We start from the raw sequence: 20376 nt of genomic DNA on the forward strand, positions 1-20376 counted from the left end.
CAGACGCCGTGGCCCCGCGAGGAGATTGCATGAGCCTGCCCGCCGCGTTCCTGCGTGATGTCGAGCACCTGATTCCCGCCGAACGCCGCTTCGACGACCCGACTTCGACATTGGCCTTCGGCACCGATGCCAGCTTCTACCGGCTGATTCCCAAACTGGTGGTGCGCGTCGAGTCCGAAGACGAAGTGGTCGGCTTGATCCAGCTGGCCCAGCGAGAGCGCGTGCCGGTCACCTTCCGCGCCGCCGGCACCAGCCTCTCTGGCCAGGCCATCAGCGACTCGGTGCTGATCGTGCTCGGCGACAACTGGGGTGGCAAGGAGATACGTGGCCAGGGCGAACAGATCCGCCTGCAGCCCGGCGTGATCGGCGCCCAGGCCAACGCCTGGCTGGCCCCCTACGGGCGCAAGATCGGCCCGGATCCAGCCTCGATCAACGCCTGCAAGATCGGCGGCATCGTCGCCAACAATGCCAGCGGCATGTGCTGCGGCACCGCACAGAACACCTACCACACCCTCGCCGGCCTGCGCCTGGTATTGGCCGACGGCACCCGCTTCGATAGCGAAGACCCGGTCAGCGTCGCGGCCTTCGAGAAGAGTCATGCCGGCCTGCTCGAATCACTGGCTCGCCTCGGTCGCGAAACCCGCGCCAACACCGAACTGGCCGACCGCATCCGGCACAAGTACCGCCTGAAGAACACCACAGGTCTGTCACTCAACGCGCTGGTGGACTACGACCAGCCGCTGGATATCCTGCAACACCTGCTGGTTGGTTCCGAAGGCACCTTGGGCTTCATCAGCGCCGTCACCTACGACACCGTGCCCGACCACCCGCACAAGGCCAGTGCTTTGCTGGTTTTCCCCAGCGTGGAAAGCTGCTGCCGCGCCGTCACCGTACTCAAGCGCCAGCCCGTGTCTGCAGTAGAGCTGCTCGACCGCCGCAGCCTGCGCTCGGTGCAGAACATGCCCGGCATGCCGCTGTGGGTAAAAGGCCTGTCGGACAACGCCTGCGCCTTGCTGATCGAGTCCCGCGCCGCCAGCCAGAGCCTGCTGCACGAACAACTGCAGCAGGTCATGGCATCGATTGCCGACTACCCGTTGGAACAGAAGGTCGAATTCAGCGAAGACCCGGCCGTATACAACCAGCTGTGGAAAATCCGCAAAGACACCTTCCCCGCCGTCGGCGCCGTGCGCCAGACCGGCACCACGGTCATCATCGAAGACGTGACCTTCCCCGTCGAGCAACTGGCCGAAGGCGTCAACCGCCTGATCCAGTTGTTCGACAAGCACCACTACGACGAGGCGATCATCTTCGGCCATGCCCTGGAGGGCAACCTGCACTTCGTCTTTACCCAGGGCTTCAACAGCACCGAAGAAGTCGCGCGCTACCAGGCCTTCATGGACGACGTGGCCCAGCTGGTGGCCGTGGAATTCGGCGGTTCGCTCAAGGCCGAGCATGGCACCGGGCGCAACATGGCGCCGTTCGTGGAGCTGGAGTGGGGCCATGATGCCTACCAGTTGATGTGGGCACTCAAGCGCCTGCTCGACCCCAACAGCATCCTCAACCCCGACGTGGTGCTGAGCAACGATCCTGACATCCACCTGAAAAACCTCAAGCCGCTGCCCGCCGCCGACGAGATCGTCGACAAGTGCATCGAGTGCGGTTTCTGCGAACCGGTGTGCCCGTCCAAAGGCCTGACCCTCAGCCCCCGCCAGCGCATCGTCATGTGGCGCGACATCCAGGCCAAGAAACGCGCCGGCATCGACACCCGCGAGTTGCTGCGGACCTACCAGTACCAGGGCATCGACACCTGCGCCGCCACCGGCCTGTGCGCCCAGCGCTGCCCGGTGGGCATCAACACCGGCGAGCTGGTGAAGAAGTTGCGCAGCCAAGCCGCCGAGCACGGCAAGACGGCCGACTGGCTGGCCGAGCACTTCCACACTGCCCTTGGCGGCGCTCGCCTTACCCTCACCGCCGCCAACACCGCCCGCAAACTGCTGGGTGCCCCACGCCTGGGCCGCCTGAGCGCGAGCCTGAGCAAGGCAAGCAACGGTCGCCTGCCGCAATGGACCCCGGCCATGCCGCAGCCCCTGCGCAGCATCGACCTTGGCCAGGCGCACAACGATGCCCGCCCGCGGGTGGTGTATCTGGCGGCCTGTGTATCACGCGTGATGGGCCCCGCCTACGCCGACCGCGAGCAAAGCTCACTGCTCGACAAGACCCGCGCCCTGCTGGAAAAGGCCGGTTACCAGGTGGTGTTTCCCGACAATGCCGACAGCCTGTGCTGCGGCCAGCCGTTTGCCTCGAAGGGCTATCCCGAGCAGGCCGAGCACAAGCGCCAGGAGCTGATCAACGCCCTGCTGCACGCCAGCCGCGGCGGGCTCGACCCGATCTATTGCGACACCAGCCCGTGCACCTTGCGCCTGGTGCAGGACCTGGGCGAAACCCGGCTGGACCTGTATGACCCGGTGCGTTTCATACGCACTCATCTGATGGACAAGCTGGAGTTCACGCCACAAGAGGAACCCGTTGCCGTGCATGTGACGTGCAGTACCCAGCACCTGGGCGAGAGCCAGGCGCTGATTGATCTGGCGCGGCTGTGCAGCAAGCAGGTGGTGATTCCTGAGGGGATCCATTGTTGCGGGTTTGCCGGGGACAAGGGCTTCACTACGCCTGAGCTGAATGCACATTCGCTGCGTAGCTTGAAGGATGCAGTGCAGTATTGCAGTGAAGGGATTTCCACCAGCCGGACCTGCGAGATCGGGTTGTCCAGCCATAGCGGCATCGACTATCACGGGCTGGTCTACCTGGTAGATCGCGTCACCCGCCCGCGCAGCATCTGAGCCATCCCGGGGCCGCTTCGCGGCCCATCGCTGGAGCCAGCTCCCACAGGCACTGCGCTGGACAATAAAGCGGCGCGGTACCTGTAGGAGCTGGCTTGCCAGCGATCGAGGGCGAAGCCCTCGCCTACCCCCTCCAGCCGTACGATTTTTCCCAACCTGAAACCAAATCCTTCTGAATTGGACACTTTGGGAATTATCCTACGACCGCTACTGACGTTTCGCTGTTGTTGCTCACAGCCATCGGGGCTAATTTCCCTGGGTCGTTTTCGAACGATGTGGGTGTGAGAACCCTGTAAACATGACAGCAGCCTCGTTATGGCAGCCCTGCGCGGGCAGACTTCGGTCTGGCCGGCTTTCCCATGTTTACCGGTTTCTCACCCCGCGCATGGCTGCCACCCTACTCCCGTGAGAAGGATCGGGTTGGCAGCTCCTGTTCAGTAAACAAACTGGGAAAGCCATGAAAAAAATCGTCCCCGACCCACCCCGCTCCAGCCCCTACTTCTCCATCCACAGCGACATGCCCCCACCCGACGCCCTGGCCCACGCCAGCGAGCTCCTGCGCGGCGTCGCCGAAACCATCGACGAACACTGCCGTACCCATTCAGGCGAATCCGGCCTGAGCATGCTAGGCAACGCCGCCCATGCCAGCGAAACCTCCAGAGCCCTGATCGAGCACGCCTTGACCGGCCTGCACAATGCCAAAGCTGGAGGTCAAAGCAATGAATGACTTGATCAGAAACGCCAAAACCGCCGGCCAAGAAACCTTCGACCTGTTCCGCCTGCAACCCGGCGTCCCCTTCGACCACGCGTTCAGCCAGCTCTCTGTCCTGCTCGGCTGCATCCGCCACCTGACTACCGAAGCCGAAATGGAAAACGACCGCCAAGCCGGGAGCGCTGCGCGAATCCTCAGCGAACTGGCCAAAGCCCTGATCGACGACATGGAACGCGGCATTCACAAATCCCCCTGACCGTTCGCCGCAGCCGCCCCACCCACCAAATCGGCGTGGGAGCCGGCTTGCCGGCGATGAGGCCAGCCCGGACGCCACATCACCCGGCAGACCAGCAACATCCCGCTACATACCATCGTACCGCCACGCCATCACCGCGATGGAACCCCTGTTCTCCCCCAACAGTCCACCCTTACAGGCCCACCTTCCAGAGGCCTTGAAAGGAGACACCCATGAAAGGTACTGCGCTTTCCGCCCTCTTCGCGGCCGCCACCCTCCTGGCGTCCCCGGTGTTCGCCGCCGACGACCTCTGCGCCGCCAACCTGCAGAAAATCGACGACAGCATGGCCACCGCCGGCGCCACCTCCGAAGGCCTCGATAAAGCCCTGACCGAACACGTGGACGAAGCCAAGGCCGCCCAGGCCTCTGGTGACAACAAAAAATGCATTGCCATCACTAGCAAAGTGCTCGAACGCCTGGAGAAAACCGACAAAGGCAGCGGCTCGGCCGGCGGCAGCGGCGCATGAGCCTTGAGCGGGCGGCTAGAACCCGCAGTCGACGCCGCCCGCACAAAGGCGTATACTCAGCCGCACGTGCCGAAAGGTACGTCAGCTAGAGCTGAGTGTGGGGCCGATCAGGATTCGACGCCGGTAGCGAAACTCTAGGTGCATGCCGAGTTGGTAACAGAACTCGTAAATCCACTGTTGCAACTTTCTATAGTTGCCAATGACGAAAACTACGAGGGCTACGCTCTCGCTGCGTAAGCAGCTGAGCCCGCTCTCCTGGTAGCTTCGGCTCCAGCAATCATCAGGGGATGCCTGTAAACCCGAAATGATTGTCATACAGAACAGGATCGTCGTGTAGCACGTTGGGGGCAAAGCGACTAAAACTTACCCAACTCGTCCAAAGCACCCTGCCCGTCGGGCGGCTGCGGATTAACTCAGTAGACACGGCTAAGCATGTAGTACCGACAGCGGAGTACTGGCGGACGGGGGTTCAAATCCCCCCGGCTCCACCAAATGATCAAAAAAAGACGTCCACGGACGTCTTTTTTTGTGCCTGCGACCCAGTAAATCCGCGGCCTCCAGCGCTTTTGCGGTCTTTCAAGAGTTTTTGAGTTCCAGCCATTCGGGTATTCCAGACGGTATTCCAGCTCATCCGCTGCTAATCTTTGGAATACCGAATCAGTGCTTGAGGACAATCTCATGCCTGCTCAAAACCTCCGCCTCTCCGATCGACAGCTCAAAGGAGTCAAACCCGCGTCCAAGGATTATGTCCTCACTGACGGTGACGGTTTGCAGCTCCGCGTACGCAGCAACGGCTCGTTGCTGTGGAATTTCAACTACCGCGAACCGGTGACCAAGAAGCGCATCAACATTGGCTTCGGGACCTACCCCGAACTGTCACTGGCGAACGCACGAAAGAAGGCAGTCGAAGCCCGCGAGCTGCTCGCTCAAGGCATCGATCCGAAGGTGCAGCGCAATACGTTGAATGAAGCCAAACGCGCGGAAACCGAACACACCTTCGAGAACGTGGCCACCGCCTGGTTTGAACTCAAGAAAGACTCGGTCACCCCGGCCTACGCCGAGGACATTTGGCGATCGCTCACGCTGCACGTGTTCCCCGATTTGAAGACGACGCCACTGACGAAGATCACCGCTCCGATGGTGATCGCATTGCTTCGCCCAATCGAAGCGAAAGGCAGCCTGGAGACGGTCAAGCGTCTCAGCCAGCGACTAAATGAGATCATGACCTACGGCGTAAACTCCGGCCTGATCTTCGCCAACCCGCTCAGCGGCATCAGGGCAGTCTTCAAGAAGCCCAAAAAAGAGAACATGGCTGCGCTTCCACCCGAAGAGCTCCCGGAGCTCATGCTGGAGATCGCGAACGCCAGCATCAAACGCACCACCCGCTGCCTGATCGAATGGCAGTTGCACACGATGACCCGCCCCGCCGAGGCGGCGACTACTCGCTGGGCAGACATTGACTTCGAAAGGCGTGTCTGGACTATCCCACCGGAGCGTATGAAGAAGCGCCGTCCACACAGCATCCCGTTGAGTGATCATGCTGTCGCACTATTGGAGTCACTGAAGACTCACAGCGGCCATCGCGAATACGTCTTCCCGGCCGATAGAAATCCACGCACCCACGCCAATAGCCAGACCGCCAACATGGCATTGAAACGCATGGGCTTTCAGGATCGATTGGTCAGCCACGGTATGCGCTCGATGGCCAGCACCATCTTGAATGAACATGGGTGGGACCCCGAACTCATTGAGGTCGCACTGGCGCATGTCGACAAGGATGAGGTGCGCAGCGCCTACAACCGAGCCGACTACATTGAACGCAGACGACCGATGATGGCCTGGTGGAGTGAGTACATCCAGAAAGCCGCCACCGGCAGCCTGCTTGCCTCAGCATACGGTCAAGTCAGAGACAAGAACGTGGTACCGATCCGCTAGCTCTGTACGGCGCAAGAATTGCGGAAACAACTGAACGTCCAAGATTCGGGGCAAGAAGCCTCGCTTATCTGCTTCTCAGCGCGGGTCCATCCAAACAGGGCTGCAAAGCCGCCCTGTTTGGATGGACCTCATTTTGAAGAGCTAAAAGCCACGACGTTGTCCGGGATTTACCAAGTAATTCCACCGATGGATAACCGCTTTTCACGTCCTCAAGGGGCTTAATTTCGGCCCTTGACCGGGTTTATCCACAGGCGTAGAACTGGCCGTGCAAAGGCTGTCGATGACAGCACCCCAGGTGACCCGAGCCTTAAAGGTCACGCCGCTCTGGCGGTGGTTCAGCCCAAGGGCGATTCGCATCCGGCAGCTCGCCCAGTCACTACCCATGTGATGGATGCTCTTATACCTATAGCGCTCGTACGCCAGACACACCGTACCTCGCTGCCCTGCAGCAACCTATCCGCTTGGCCGAATCTTGCGCCAACCTGCGCCCGTCTCTTTCTTCTGGAAAGAGACGGGCACTTCTACCACTGCTGCAGCCCTCATTGCACAAGGCTTTGCGGCATTCCCCCTCGTGACAATCGGCGTGACAAACGCCGATGTCACCAGCAACAGCGCTGTAGATGATGGTGCCGCAGACCAAGGAATGGACTGCATCTGACTGACAGTCAGGCATGCCCCGGTCATCGCATTGCTGCTTGCACCTGGCTCAGGATCTTCAGGCGCTGGTCTCGTCAGCCAGCGCTGCCTCCCCCCGCCCACCGGTAACGGTGTTCAGGAGGCCAGGTCATGAGATGCCCTTGCTCCCGGTCGTAAGGAGCCGCCAGTCCCGCGCTAGAGGACATCCCCACAGGTCGCAGGGGCCTTGATCCCTGATAACACTCAGCATTCTTGGCGGGATGACGTGGGGCGAGGATCGGAGATCGGCTGATGAGGTGACTGACATGGCATTGGTGGGTAGACGCGATGGTCGTAATTTCGGTTACGGCAGGCAACTGAGCTATGCAGGGCCGCAGGCGCTGAAAGACATGTTTGGCGGAGGCCACTACGGCACGGTCAAAGCGCACTGTGATCGGTGGCAGGCATTCGTGAAGTGGTGCCGCTCCGATCAGGGCCCCGGTATCAATGATGCGCGGCAGATTGATCGAAAGGTATTGGCCGACTATGCGGCGTATCTGCGCGACATTGTTAGGCGTGGTGATCTCGCCGTCAGCACCGCACAAAACCGGCTATCCAGCGTTAACAGAACCATGGCAGCGCTTCGCGGTGATCAGTACGTGAAGTTGCCCAGTCCGAGCAAGGCGTTGGGTATGCAGCGCAGCGGGGTTCGTCACGCAGTCCCTCAGGGCCAGAATCGCAAACAGGTTGAGCAAATCGTCGATGCGCTTTGCAGTCGTGACCAGAGACTGGCCGCCGCGATCGTATTGTTGGCGCGAGCCACAGGCATGCGCCTGCGTGAGACCATCTTGGCTGACCTGCCACGGCTAACCCGTGAGGCTAACGACCTAGGCAGAATTAATATTCAGGATGGCACCAAAGGCGGTCGTTCCGGCGCTTCGGCACCGCGTTGGATTGCGGTGGACGACCATATTCGAGGTGCGCTTGGGTTTGCACGGCAGGTGTCGCCTGCTGGTAGCCACAACCTAATTGCGCCAGACGAAAGCTATCTGAATTTTCTGCAAAAAATCATCCGCCCTGTGCGGTGCATCCTGCATGCACACAACCTAAAAGGCTTCCATGAGCTGCGAGCGGCATACGCATGTGAGCGCTATGAACAAATCACCCAACACTGTGCCCCTATCAACGGAGGCCAGTATTACCTCGTAGATAAGAACCTTGATCGTGAGGCACGAAGGCAAATCAGCTATGAACTGGGGCACGGTCGAGTCGATGTGGTAGCTGCCTACATTGGAGGGCGCGCATGAGTAAGTCATTCGACATGGACCTATTCCTGGCAAGCGTTTTGACCGGTTCTTACTCCACCCGCCAACGCCACATTTGCCAGGCGAAGACAATTCAAGCAGCAATCGCTGATCGGTGGAGTAGAGATAATCCATGGCCCTGGAAACGCAAACATATTGCTTGGTTTCTTGCAAACAAAAAAAATGGCCGAAGCGAAGCCACTTGGAATTACTATAAAATCACCATCAGACTAATAATAAAGCGCCTTGAAAAACAAAACACCTTTAAAAACTTCCTATAACAAGCCAGCTCACCCTGCAGGTTTAGTTTTTACCTTTTTACCAGACCTATAACTAGACCCAACGCTGCGAAAATCAAACATGTTCATTTCAAAAGAAGATATCGACACTTGATTAGAACCATGAACATGAGTTATAAGTTTATCATAGCGTTCTTTATATGGCGCCTTTGCAACCGAACCGCCAAACTCACTTGTATTAACCAGCGCAACATGCTGGTACATGTGATAATACAAAGCATCCACCATTGAATCAAATGTGGTCACATCTTGATTCAATGCAACGACCAAGTATGCATCCGACTTATCTTTCAAGTCAGCACTAATTTTTATATCAGTAGCATCGTAGCATACTGACCCCGAGAGCGTAAATCCTTTATCCTTCGGAAAAGCCGGGTGAACTAACTCAATTAACAGCTGATAAGGGCGCCAAGGTTTCACCTTGCCTACTTCGTCCTTCATCATATTAAACTTACCCTGAAGCCTACTTATAAATTTCTTACCCGCTGAAAGCTTTTGAGGTATGAGCCATTTTGCTACATTATTAGGACCCTCCACCCCATGAAGCTTCATAAAAGTTAAACCTGTAAAGATCATTGCCCCAGTTTTATTCGCGAGCTGATGCAAAATATCAGTATCTTGTTCACTAACTGATAATTCCGGCCAAATTATAAGATCTATACTACTATCTTTGTAGTTAAGATCATCAATACTACGCTGACTATGAGCTTTGTGTAAAATCAACTCAGCAACAGAAGCTATGTGCCTACGGTGTCTAGACCTATATTTTGGTGTATCCAACATAAGCCCATGCTCTTGGAAGTCGCCCTTCAATGGCAACAAAGATTGGACCATAACAACCTTTAGTGACTTCTTGTCTTTCTGCCAATCAAAGCTAAATCTTTCTACATATGCAGGAATACCTGTCATCGTACAGAATAGTTTCTTCTGATACCTCAAGCGCTCAATTGTTAATTTCTGAAGGGATTTAATATCCCAAATTTTTGGCCATTCATAATTCCCCTCGTGCAAATTGGTTCCCGGCCATTGCAGTAAAGCAAACAAAAGACTGGAAACCCAGTTAGACATAGGTGCCGTCTCACCATTCAAAGCTTCAGGAGAGTGCATCATGCCTAACTGACGCTTCACAAAACTCGATCTCAAACCTATATATCGAGCCTGACTTGAGTCAGCAGAGCTCATTGAAGACCAGTCAACATTTCCCATTAAGCAACTACGGAGGAAGATGCCTAACCTGTATAGAGGCTTGTGATTTTCCTCGATCCATTCCGGCAAAGGAAATATCGGATCTTCATCGAAGTCAATCACGATACTGAATCGAACATCCAACGACTGAATCTTGCCCCAGTTTGAGCATGTTATCGTACACTTCCCTAGATCAATATTAGAAATGAGATCTAACGAATATTCAGTTAAAGAACCCAATTCACAATCGAAGTCACCACCACTCAGCAATGCCTGCAACAAAGCAAGAGCGGAATTCTCATGTGCAAACGGATTATCTGACCTTTTGACAACCCCAAGTAATGAAATAGGCTTTCCATTAAAACGGTTAAGGTCGCCGGTAATGGCCAACTGAAATAGGCCGGCCTTTTCCATAACGTCTTTGCATTCAGATATCCAACGGCAATCGTTATTTTTCGCATAATCAGCTAAGGCAGACAAAAAAGCTGGTGACTCAACAGCTATTTTTTTGCAAAATATTTTTACATCTAATCTACATAGACTACCGGCAGGAAAAGGAAAAATCTTTGCAAAAGCCTTTTCTAGCAAACAACTGACAGCACGAACGACCAATCCCTTATCACACGACAACTGATAGGATAGAAGTGCATTTGCCACAAAATCGGCGGCACTCATTTTTGCTGAAGTATTACGATATCCCTTCATCATCTTTGTAATGACATTAAAATCATCACTATTTGTATCTTGATCTAAGGGAGAGTCATTCCTAACCAAGCAATAAAACATTGCCTGATCAATAAGATTTTTATGAGCAGACGAAGAAGAAATGATATCTACCGCTAGATTTTGCAGGTGCTCAAAAAAACCATTTGTGTCAGCATGCGCTGGAAATGTCCATTTATCTTTTGTGTGTATTACTGTTGCCGCATGACGAAAAATCTCCCCCAAACAATATTGAGCAACTTGCTGTTGGTGGACTTCAGCCTCACGCTGAGCGACCGACATTAGCTGACCCAACACAGGCTTCAGGATTCGCTTATCTGGAAATAGTTCTAATCCTTTTTTCAACAAAAGAGTTAAAGATGGATCTTTACTCCAACATGAAATAAATTTTCGGGCCATCCTTTCCTGTAGGTAATCCCAGGTTCCTGGTTTAGGGTTACCATTTTCATCTAGTTCTTGCGAAAAAAAACTTCGCTTTTGCTTCAACAAAGAATGAATCTTATTAGCCGAAAATCGTAACAGCGTGTCATCACGAACGTCATTACTAGGCGCTTCGATAATTGCAAGCGGGTTGGTGTTATCCTGATCAGTTTGGGAGTCTCGCAGACTGTCCGCCAGACCAATCAGTCCCTCCAGATGACCAAGCTGCTCATCTACTTCCGAGGCAGATAACGGGCCGCTGACCTTGCTTTGAATATCCTTAAGTTTCGTAGAAATTCCAGAACGCTTATATATAAACTTCTCTACTTTAGTCTTATCATGATTGAATTTCAGGCCAAGCGCTAGAAGATAGCAACCTATCTTTTCATCAATCACAGACCTAATTTCTTCCGAACGAATACCGTCGTCCACTAACAGAATCAATCTCATATCGTCGACATAGCGACAGTAATCTACAAGACGGATTTTATCCGAAAGATCTTGACCTATTAGAGCCTGAGCCACCTCATCAAAATTCAAAAGATAAATATTCGCTAGAAAACCACCCACAACCAAGCCCTGCGGGATCCCACTTGGAATATTTTCTTGATCACTTTTGCATACTTCTTCATAAATAGCTGGACTAGCTGCGTCCCACTTCCAACTAACAAGGCTTTCTAGCAACCGCTCAACGATCGGATCTTGATTGTTATCACACAGGTCTCTAATACCAGACACTAACTTGTTACGATCTATATTATCGTAAAACTTAGCTATATCTAAATGAACTTCAAAGACTTGTTGCCCCTTGTGCTTCTGCTGCAGCGCCTCCGCCCCAAAATATAAAGGCCTGGCAAGGAATTTTTGGTAATCCGAAAAGTACTTACTATAGCTCGTACTGTTACCCCATGCGAATGTCGCATCAGAGCCCTTGAACTGACAATAGAGGCGATTACCATAATTCACTATTTTTTTCTGGTGGACTTCATTTAGAGGTGTAGCCGCATTACCTTGACTAGATTCGACCTTATTTACCAAGCACATCATGAGCGCCATCAGTAAGCATTGATCACGAATGGAAACATGGGCTAAAGGTCTAAGTGGTTTCGGTTTTTTTGCCTCGGGAGACCATCTATGAGTATAAGTTTCTGATGCATCAAAAGTCCAATCGTGCAACCCCATATCTAATACATTTAGATCTTGAGCCTTAACAAAAGCCCAACGCTCAGCTTTAGGCGCAGGCACTAGCCGTAATGCGTCGAAAGAAAATTCAGGGCTCTTTAATTCTGCAATCCAATGATTGAGACGTTCATCTAGATCTAGTGCAGACCTATCGAGCTCAAAATTGTCAGCGTACCAATTCGTCGACCGAATATACTGATGCGCCTTTTTCCAGGCTTGAGCAAGCACAACTTTATCTGTCAGATACTCAAAGGTAGGTTGTAGCGCACGATATTTACTTGCAAGTAATCCCATTTTTCATAGCTCAGAAATTTACAATCATTCTAATTTGTTGTTACTAATTACAAACTAATTGAAATCACTACATATCGTATGCATACCTACCCCGCACAAACCATATCCGCGATTGGCTAAAATACGAAACCTAAATCACTGAAGATACTTCATGCACGAATAGCTGTAACATGCTGTTTCAGCTATTCGCCTGAACGGCCAATTAAAAGCAAATTAAAACAACAGCTTCATACAAACTGCCTTGCATGCTTTGCAGCAACAAGTTCTTTATACTCTATTACCTCATGCACAACCGAGTGTATATGGTGGTTGGTGTCAATAGAGATCCAATCTGAAGACGTCCCCGAAAATTCACCCTGGCTACAACGATAAATCTCATTGTCACCCCAACTGAACTTTTCTGTAGCCCAGTGACCTGATGCAATAACTAACCTTGCAAGCTCCTGATGCTGAACACCTTTGAGCCCCTCTGTCAGAGGGTAACCTCTAGCGATGAACATCTCTTCCTGAATGGTATAACGAATTTTTCCGTTCGCATTCGACGGCCCACCTGTCTCTTTAGAATTGGGACCGCGGATGCCATAATCGCTAAAACCAAGCGACTCGAATCCCGGCTGTACAACCAAAGTTCTCCATGCAGACATCTCTTTGCGAAGAACCAAGCCAGTGCTATTTTGATCCTTAATCGCCGAAGATATAAAAGCAGGAAGCGAACAGCCCGCCACTCTAAAATTATTAAATCCAGCTCTTTTCAACAAAGCTATCGCTTTTTCCGACTTAGACACAATATCAGGAACAGTGTGCTTTTGGGAGGATACGTCTCCAAAGTCGATCATAACCATGACAAGGACTGGATCAAGGTCCAAAGTATCAGTTATCTCATTCAGACGTTCTAATACAAAATCCTCTTCAGAGAGTTCCTCCACGGTATCTGAATCCATAACAAGACGCAGAACAAAATCACACGCTGAGGATAGGCGAGCTCCACGAAGCGCATTAACGTATACAGGATCATCCCATCGGACATAATCGACAACTAGATTTGTTTTAACGCGAAACGATTCCAGCTGGTTTCGAAGAAATGGAATAACATGCTCCCCACCCTCTGTTTGAGCATTAGTAGACCACTTTGGCATATCTAAGAAAATTTGACGACCTTTCCAAACAGTGGAGATCTCTGCAGCAATACCGCTCAAATAGGACTCGATCGGAGGAAACAGCTGACCGCTAAGCTTTTCTAACTTATCATCGTTAACTGGTGAAATATCGAACCAAGGTACAATTTTTTCTGCCGCAAACTTTTTTAGCTCGGCAAGAGCAGTGAGCTCACCAGGTTTAGCTTTCAAAATTGGGACGTAAATAAGTTTCATAACTCACCATTAAGATTATTAGAAAGCATTTTTCTAACTTCGCCACGCCCCAACAAATCAGAAAACAACTGGTAGTTTTCTCTCTCTCGCTGGATTCTGCCTGCAATAATAGCAGGATGTATTTTTAGCTCTCTGGATAACTTATCTATATTTTCCCTGCTAGGATCTAAGTAGGCGCCAGAGCGCTTCCAAGTAACCCTAGGTATACAAGCTTCTCTGGCTATTCGATTTGCTTCCGACTCTCTTCTATCTTCTGAAGAAGCATCTAAGTCATCTAGGAAAGCTTCTTCATTACCAATATGCTTCCATATATGTGCAACTTCGTGAAGCAACGTGAACCAGAAGTTATCTAATCGATCGTGCCTAAGCGTCAAACCTATAACAGGAGTTCCATCTACATCTTTCAACGCAGCACCATCTAACATGGTACCCTTCAGATGAGGTTCAATTATCACTGCTATACCATGTTTTTTAAGAAACTCGATAGCTAGGAGAGGTCCATTCTCAAACCAACTCAACTGGGCCAAATCCTTCAAAAATGAATTCGACAGCTTACTCTGGTCAAATGTACCTAAAAGATGACTACTCTCTCTAGCACGTTGAATAACCCTAAGAAGCCATACATACAGAGAATATTTCGTAGTCGGTGAGTATGCATCACCCAATGGTGTACGCCTGAATGCAGCCTCACCGAACTGCCATCCTATAAGGGACACGAACTCCCGAAGCGTTTCCTCAGTAGTTTTGGAGGCCTTCCCTATAGCTTTATCAATCCATCCCCTAGCAACCATCTCTTTCACTGGGAATCTAGACCAGTCAACTTCGTCGGTCGATTTCTTTTCTTCTGTATGGGATAACCCAAGTAAGGTCTCTGCCGAAATCCCCAATCCGACCGAGAGAGCCTTTATCATAGGAACAGTCAGGGGTCGTTTGCGACCCAGAACTTCCGAAACCCTACTTCTAGTGCCAAAGTAAGGAATCAGATCTGCTTGCTTTAAATTTCTCTCGTGCATCCTAAACAGAATTGCATCGATTGGGTCAGGGGCATCTATCGGATGTTTTTTACTCTCATAATCTTCAATAAGAAGAATCAGAACCTCAAGGCGATTACTTTCTGAAGAACCAGGCTTAGGCATCATTGACATCAACCTATCCACTTCACTCAGATAAGCTCGATGCTGTTCTTCTGTTTTTATGACCTTAGTGTCCATCAATTTCTTCTGCACCTAATAGCGCGGTTATGAGGGCTATTTTTTGAGGAAACACAATTTTCACCTCTAACCAGCACTTTGCTAAATTCACTTCAAAAATAAAAACACCGGACTTCCGCTCTTTTGCCGAGGGAAACTGGTCAAATAGATCAGATTCCTGCGTCCACACCGCATGGATAATTTCAGCAACCCACGCGCTGACCCACGTGTCAATTTCTGGTCCACGCCCTCTCAGCCTATCGAGTATGTCCTTGCCAACCAGATGCATAGTAATGTTCCCAATTTGGGATCAATATAAATCCCTTTCGAACGCGCGTCAATCGCATAAATTCCCAAAACGGGAACACCGCATGAATCCAATGGTAGCGTTTTACCATCGCCCGCAACAAGCAGCTGAATTGTGGGGGAATGGCGGTGGATAGCTAGGGAAGCCCGCAAGAAATCTAGCTCGGCCACCATGCGCCGCATCATTACTCTGGGTAGCAACGACACTGGCTGCTGTGTCCCCACGTGTAAGGCCAGAAACTGCGCAGATTGTCACCTGCCGCCTCACTATTGGAGTCTGTCGACCTCGCAAAGCTAGGTGAGCGACTGCTTAGCAAACAGGCAGCAATTGGAAAGTGCCAACCACAGGAACGCACTGCCGCTCTATCTGCACACGCTATGAGGGCGAAGAAAAGGCCGCTGTTCGCTGGGCATAATCGTTATTGCGGTTAACTGAGCTACGCCCACCGACAAGCAGTGGAAGACTTGTTTTTTGACGGAACAATTCCCCACGCCCAAAGCAAGAACGCCTACAAGGAGTTCCGCCGGCAGACCGCACGTGAGAGAGAAAACACAAAAAATCTGCTCATACAGCGAAAACCCTTACAATCCAAGACCGGATTTCCTACACCTGATTCAGCCCCTCACCGATACCCAAGAGATAAGCCCGTGAGTCACTCAGACAGTTCATCAGCGCCACTGGTTGACGTAGTGAAGCTTGCCGCATCGCTCCAGCGGTTCGCAGATGATCGCGACTGGCAGCAGTTCCACTCCCCCAAAAATCTCATCCTAGCTCTCACTGGCGAGGTAGGTGAGCTCTGCGAGATTTTCCAATGGATGAGCGATGCGGATTCGATCTCCTCCGCAACAGATCCCGAAATCGGCCAAGCCATCAAGGATGAGCTGGCGGATGTTCTGATGTACCTGGTTCGCCTGAGCAGCGTACTTGGCATTGACCTCAACGAGGCGGTGACACAAAAAATCGCCTCGAATGACCAGAAGTACCCGGTGGGTAAAGCCAGAAGCAACAGCAAAAAGTACGACCGACTCTGACCAACACGCACCTAAGGACAAACCGTGATCGTTTACGCTGCGACCAAACAGCAATTTCTTAAAGACAACGATAACGATGACATTGAGGAGGTAATCCTCAGGCATTACAAGGAAGCTACCGGCAAGAACGTTGGCTCCTCGGAAATCAGGTCGTGGCAAGGGTCTCTGACGTACATGGCCAAGGTCCTTAGAGATGAGGGGCTCCCGAGCGATGCAGGCCTGGCCATTGAGTTGCACATTCCGCAGTCGTCGAAGCGAATCGACTTTCTACTCACCGGTCGCGACGAAAATCAGGCAAAAAAGGCCGTACTGATCGAGCTGAAGCAATGGAGCAAGGCCAACGCCACAACCAAAGACGCCATCGTCAAAACGGCATTGGGTGGCGGCCTCATTGAGACTATTCACCCGTCCTATCAGGTATGGTCCTATGCAGCGCTGCTGGAAGGCTTCAACGAGGCGGTGTATGACAAAAGCATCGAAATCCGTCCGTGTGCCTACCTCCATAACTACGTCAGTGACGGGGTCATAGATTCAGCCCACTATGAGCCCCACATCAGCAAAGCTCCGCTGTTTCTGAAAGGCCCGGAAGAGCTCAGTAAACTCAGAAGTTTTCTGAAAAAGCATATAAGTCATGGCGACAACAAAGAGGTGCTGTACGAGCTGTCCGAAGGAAAAATTCGCCCGTCCAAGGTGCTAGCCGAAGCCCTCGGCGGGTTGATGAAAGGCAAACCCGAGTTCGTGTTGATTGACGATCAGAAAGCAATTTTTGAGTCGGCGCTGGCGGCGGCAAGCGAGGCCTCGGACCAAGCCCCCAAGGTGATGATCATCGAAGGTGGACCGGGCACCGGAAAAACTGTTCTGGCTATCAATCTGCTGGTGAAGCTCACCGAATTGAAGCTGATGAGCAAATACGTCTCCAAGAATGCTGCCCCTCGCAAGGTCTACGAAAGCAAACTGGTTGGCACCATCAAGCGCAGCCATTTCTCGAATTTCTTTTCAGGCTCTGGGGCATTCATCGATACTGAGCCCAACACATTCGATGCGCTTATCGTGGACGAAGCTCACCGGCTGAATGAGAAAAGCGGGCTTTATGGAAACCTTGGGGAAAACCAGATCAAGGAGCTGATTGACTCAGCGAAATGCTCCATTTTCTTTATTGATGAGGACCAGCGTGTAACCTTGAGCGATATCGGCAGCAAGCAGGCAATACGCGCCTTTGCAAAAGCCAAGGGTGCTGTGGTGGAAGAACACGTGTTGTCTTCGCAGTTTCGCTGCAGTGGTTCTGACGGTTACCTGGCATGGCTGGATGACACGCTGGGCATTCGTTCGACGGCAAATCCGACGCTTGAGACTCAGGAGTACGAGTTTAAAGTGTTCGACTCACCTCAGGCGATGCATGAAGCGATCAATAAAAAAAACCACGGAAACAAAGCTCGTGTGGTCGCCGGCTATTGCTGGCCTTGGTTGAGCAAAAAAGACCCCGCCGCTGCTGATATCGTCATTGGCGACTACAAACGCCAATGGAACCTGGATCAGGATGGCAGCCTCTGGATCATCGCTGAGAACTCCATCGAGCAGGTTGGCTGCATTCATACCTGCCAAGGTTTGGAAGTCGACTACATCGGGGTAATTATCGGACCAGATCTGGTCGTACGTGACGGTCAGGTAGTGACATCCCCGGATGAGCGCGACAAGCACGATAAATCGATTCGCGGCTGGAAAAAAATGATGAAAGAGCAACCTACCCTCGCGAAAGGTGAAACAGACCTGATCATCAAAAATACGTACCGAACCCTGATGACACGGGGGATGAAGGGTTGCTACCTGTACTGCACCGACAAAGAGACGGCGCAATACTTCGAGAGTCGGCTTAGCCAACACGGCAATCATTGACGGTATCGTTTGCTAGGAGCCCCTGTACCGGCAAGCGCAGGGGCAACGATCAACAGGATGACCATTTACTTTATAGATTCGGCCCCGATTCGTTTTTGGGGGCGGCTCTCAAAAAGCCCCGTCCATCGGAATCCAGACCACGCAGCGTTCCAACCGGTATTCCAAGCAAGTTGACCAAAAAATTATTTACCAGCAAAAACAGATAGATACCGACCGGTTTCAAATTACCCCGGCCCACCAAACACGTTAAACAAATCAGGCACTTAGCGAATCTCGCAAGTGCCTTTTTTGTGTCCAAATGGGCTGTTTTGGCTGAGGAATGCCAGCTTTATGACAGCCTCCCTGCCCGCGAAACCTTGAATCGCCCCTGGTTTCGTAGACACCTCCAAGCCTCCTAATGAGGCCCAAACAGGAGGAGCCATGAGTCGTCAGCGTTACCCTGAAGAATTCAAGATAGAAGCGGTCAAGCAAGTGACCGAGAAAGGCAATCCTGTCGCCGATCTCACTCTGCAACGCCCGTTACGCTCAGGGCCGTTTTCAGGCCACAATGGCACCAGGTCGGTCAGGTGCCTTTTCTTCATGTGCGCGCGAGCGCGCCATGGCTCGGCAGCGGCCGGCCCAGCAGTACCCCCACCACCACGGCGAAGGCCAATGCCACGCAGCCCGCGGTCAGCAACACGGCTTCGAACCCACCGGCAAAGGCTTGCCGTGCCAGTGGTGCCACCGTGTCCCGCAAGTTCGGGTCCAGCATCGCCAGGGCCGCAGGCAGATCACCTGCCGCCACGCGGGTGGCCATGGCGCTGACCTTGCCCAATTGCTCCGGCACCAACCCGGCCATGGCCTCGCGCAACAACTGTGCGCTGCGCGCCGCAAGTACGCCACCCAGCAGCCCGATCGCAATCACGATCGCGCCGAATCGCGTAGTGGTACTCAACCCTGAAGCCATCCCTGTCCGCTCACGCGGCACGCAGGCCATGATGTTCTTCTGCGTATCGCCATTGAGCAGACCGGCGCCCGCGCCCAGCACCACGCTGGCCAAGGCGAATGCCATATAGCCGCCGTACCCGACCGCCCAGGCACACAGCAGATTCCCCACGCCTACCAGCACCAACCCCAAGGCGAATACCTGCGACGGGCTCCAACGGCCAGCCAACCGCATCCCCAGACGGGGCATCAGCAACATCGCCGCAGCAAACGGCAACATCCCCGCCCCCGCCGCCAGCGCGGACAACTGCAGGCCGTTCTGCAGGTACAGCGGCAGCAAGGTCATCATCACCTGTGCGCAGGCGGCGTAGGCGAACATGCCCAGCAGGGCTCCGATAAAGCGCCCACTGCGCATCAGTTGCAGGTCGATCATCGGCCGCGGCTGGCTGCGCTCGACCATGATGAACAGGCTGAACAGGAAAGCGCTGATCAGCAGTCGCCCGAGCGTGTCGACGCTGGTCCAGCCGACCTGGTTGGCATCGATCATTGCCCAGATCAGGCAGCCCAGGCTGCCGGCGAAGGTCAGGCTGCCCATGGGGTCGAGCCGGGCCGCGCTGCTGTCGCGCGACTCCTCGACGCTGCGCAACACCATCAGGGCAAGCACCCCTACCAACGGCAAGTTGATGTAGAAGATCCAGCGCCAGCCCAGGGTGCTGGCGATCACGCCACCGAGCAATGGCGCGAAGGTGATGGTCGCGCCCATGCAAGCGCCCCAGAAGGCCCACGCGCGCATGCGCTCCTGGGGTTCGTGAAAGCGGTGGCCGATAGCGGCCAGTGCGGCGGTCAGCAGCATGGCGGCGCCAATGCCTTTGGCAGCCCGGGCCAGGTCGAGGAACAGCAGGCTCGGGGCGGCACCGCAGCCAAGCGAAGCGGCGCCGAACACGGCCAGGCCGATCAGCAGCATGCGCTGGCGGCCGAAGCGGTCGGCCAGGCTGCCGGCAGGAAGCAGGCAGGCGGCGAAGGCCAGGAGGTAGGCGCTGACCACCCATTCGATATCGGCGAACGAGCCGGACAGGTCGCGGGCAATACTGGGCAGGCTGACGGCGACGATATTGGTGTCGAGGATGATCAGGGCGCAGACCAGGGAAGCGGTAAGCAGGGTGAAGCGCGCAGAGGGCATGACGGGGGCTCCGGAAGCAGAGCGGGTTGGCTTGGGGGCGATCAGTCTGGGGATCGCCGGGGCTGCTTTGCAGCCCATCGCTGGCAAGCCAGCTCCTACAGGGACCGCGCCGCTCTTCAGGACGCTGCTGGTTCTGTGGGAGCTGGCTTGCCGGCGATGGACCGTGCAGCGGTCCCCAGCAATCTCACAGGCAATCTTTGCCGCCAAGAC

At 53.4% G+C, this 20376-nt stretch carries 14 protein-coding genes, 1 other RNA gene and 1 pseudogene; 11 read left to right on the top strand and 5 right to left on the bottom strand.

The genetic code is table 11. The annotated features are described in order from the left end of the window. Positions 1 to 29 precede the first annotated feature (29 nt). The 8 genes from KU43P_RS23625 to KU43P_RS23660 all read left to right on the top strand — a co-directional run bounded on the left by KU43P_RS23625 (position 30) and on the right by KU43P_RS23660 (position 8449). Entirely contained in the window at positions 30 to 2840 is a 2811-nt protein-coding gene (locus tag KU43P_RS23625) for an FAD-binding and (Fe-S)-binding domain-containing protein (RefSeq protein ID WP_317659925.1), read from the top strand. Positions 2841 to 3297: 457 nt separating this feature from the next. After that, on the top strand, positions 3298 to 3567 hold the full coding sequence (locus KU43P_RS23630; protein ID WP_317659926.1) for a hypothetical protein: 270 nt from the start codon (positions 3298 to 3300) through the stop codon (positions 3565 to 3567). Next, positions 3560 to 3808, top strand: a complete 249-nt coding sequence (locus tag KU43P_RS23635) for a DUF3077 domain-containing protein (protein ID WP_317659927.1) — start codon at positions 3560 to 3562, stop codon at positions 3806 to 3808. The genes KU43P_RS23630 and KU43P_RS23635 overlap by 8 nt, the downstream gene beginning before the upstream one ends. A gap of 212 nt (positions 3809 to 4020) precedes the next feature. Next, complete coding sequence (locus tag KU43P_RS23640; RefSeq protein ID WP_317659928.1) at positions 4021 to 4314, top strand: hypothetical protein; 294 nt, start codon at positions 4021 to 4023, stop codon at positions 4312 to 4314. A 99-nt stretch (positions 4315 to 4413) separates the two neighbouring features. Further along, positions 4414 to 4805, top strand: a transfer-messenger RNA (tmRNA) gene (gene ssrA / locus KU43P_RS23645). Between the two features lie 187 nt (positions 4806 to 4992). Then, complete coding sequence (locus tag KU43P_RS23650) at positions 4993 to 6249, top strand: integrase domain-containing protein (protein WP_051097997.1); 1257 nt, start codon at positions 4993 to 4995, stop codon at positions 6247 to 6249. A gap of 941 nt (positions 6250 to 7190) precedes the next feature. After that, positions 7191 to 8171, top strand: coding sequence for an integrase domain-containing protein (locus KU43P_RS23655; RefSeq protein WP_317659929.1), 981 nt, complete (start codon positions 7191 to 7193; stop codon positions 8169 to 8171). Further along, on the top strand, positions 8168 to 8449 hold the full coding sequence (locus KU43P_RS23660) for a hypothetical protein (protein ID WP_317659930.1): 282 nt from the start codon (positions 8168 to 8170) through the stop codon (positions 8447 to 8449). The genes KU43P_RS23655 and KU43P_RS23660 overlap by 4 nt, the downstream gene beginning before the upstream one ends. Before the next feature lie 9 nt (positions 8450 to 8458). Here the strand turns inward: KU43P_RS23660 and KU43P_RS23665 are convergent, their stop codons facing one another. The 4 genes from KU43P_RS23665 to KU43P_RS23680 all read right to left on the bottom strand — a co-directional run bounded on the left by KU43P_RS23665 (position 8459) and on the right by KU43P_RS23680 (position 15120). Then, positions 8459 to 12271 carry an RNA-directed DNA polymerase gene (locus KU43P_RS23665; protein ID WP_317659931.1) on the bottom strand — a complete coding sequence of 1271 codons (3813 nt, stop codon included), beginning with the start codon at positions 12269 to 12271 and terminating at the stop codon, positions 8459 to 8461. Between the two features lie 227 nt (positions 12272 to 12498). Continuing rightward, positions 12499 to 13641 (bottom strand): beta family protein, encoded by a 1143-nt coding sequence (locus KU43P_RS23670; protein WP_317659932.1) that lies wholly within the window; start codon positions 13639 to 13641, stop codon positions 12499 to 12501. After that, positions 13638 to 14852 carry an ImmA/IrrE family metallo-endopeptidase gene (locus tag KU43P_RS23675; RefSeq protein ID WP_176683250.1) on the bottom strand — a complete coding sequence of 405 codons (1215 nt, stop codon included), beginning with the start codon at positions 14850 to 14852 and terminating at the stop codon, positions 13638 to 13640. Before KU43P_RS23675 ends, KU43P_RS23670 begins: the two co-directional genes overlap by 4 nt. Beyond that, entirely contained in the window at positions 14842 to 15120 is a 279-nt protein-coding gene (locus KU43P_RS23680; protein WP_027915442.1) for a type II toxin-antitoxin system HigB family toxin, read from the bottom strand. Before KU43P_RS23680 ends, KU43P_RS23675 begins: the two co-directional genes overlap by 11 nt. A 665-nt stretch (positions 15121 to 15785) precedes the next feature. Here KU43P_RS23680 and KU43P_RS23685 point away from each other — a divergent pair. From KU43P_RS23685 to KU43P_RS23695, 3 genes and pseudogenes are all read left to right on the top strand, one after another. Continuing rightward, positions 15786 to 16169 carry a nucleotide pyrophosphohydrolase gene (locus tag KU43P_RS23685; RefSeq protein ID WP_317659933.1) on the top strand — a complete coding sequence of 128 codons (384 nt, stop codon included), beginning with the start codon at positions 15786 to 15788 and terminating at the stop codon, positions 16167 to 16169. Positions 16170 to 16193: 24 nt separating this feature from the next. Further along, the gene (locus KU43P_RS23690) at positions 16194 to 18062 is read left to right on the top strand and encodes a DUF2075 domain-containing protein (protein ID WP_317659934.1); all 1869 of its coding nucleotides are present in this window, start codon (positions 16194 to 16196) and stop codon (positions 18060 to 18062) included. A 420-nt stretch (positions 18063 to 18482) separates the two neighbouring features. Then, positions 18483 to 18566 (top strand): annotated as a pseudogene (locus tag KU43P_RS23695) (transposase); the annotation flags it as partial. Between the two features lie 73 nt (positions 18567 to 18639). On the opposite strand, the gene KU43P_RS23700 reads toward KU43P_RS23695, so the two are convergent. Further along, complete coding sequence (locus KU43P_RS23700) at positions 18640 to 20166, bottom strand: MFS transporter (RefSeq protein WP_317659935.1); 1527 nt, start codon at positions 20164 to 20166, stop codon at positions 18640 to 18642. Positions 20167 to 20376 lie beyond the last annotated feature (210 nt).

Source organism: Pseudomonas sp. KU43P (assembly GCF_033095865.1).
Classification (GTDB): domain Bacteria; phylum Pseudomonadota; class Gammaproteobacteria; order Pseudomonadales; family Pseudomonadaceae; genus Aquipseudomonas.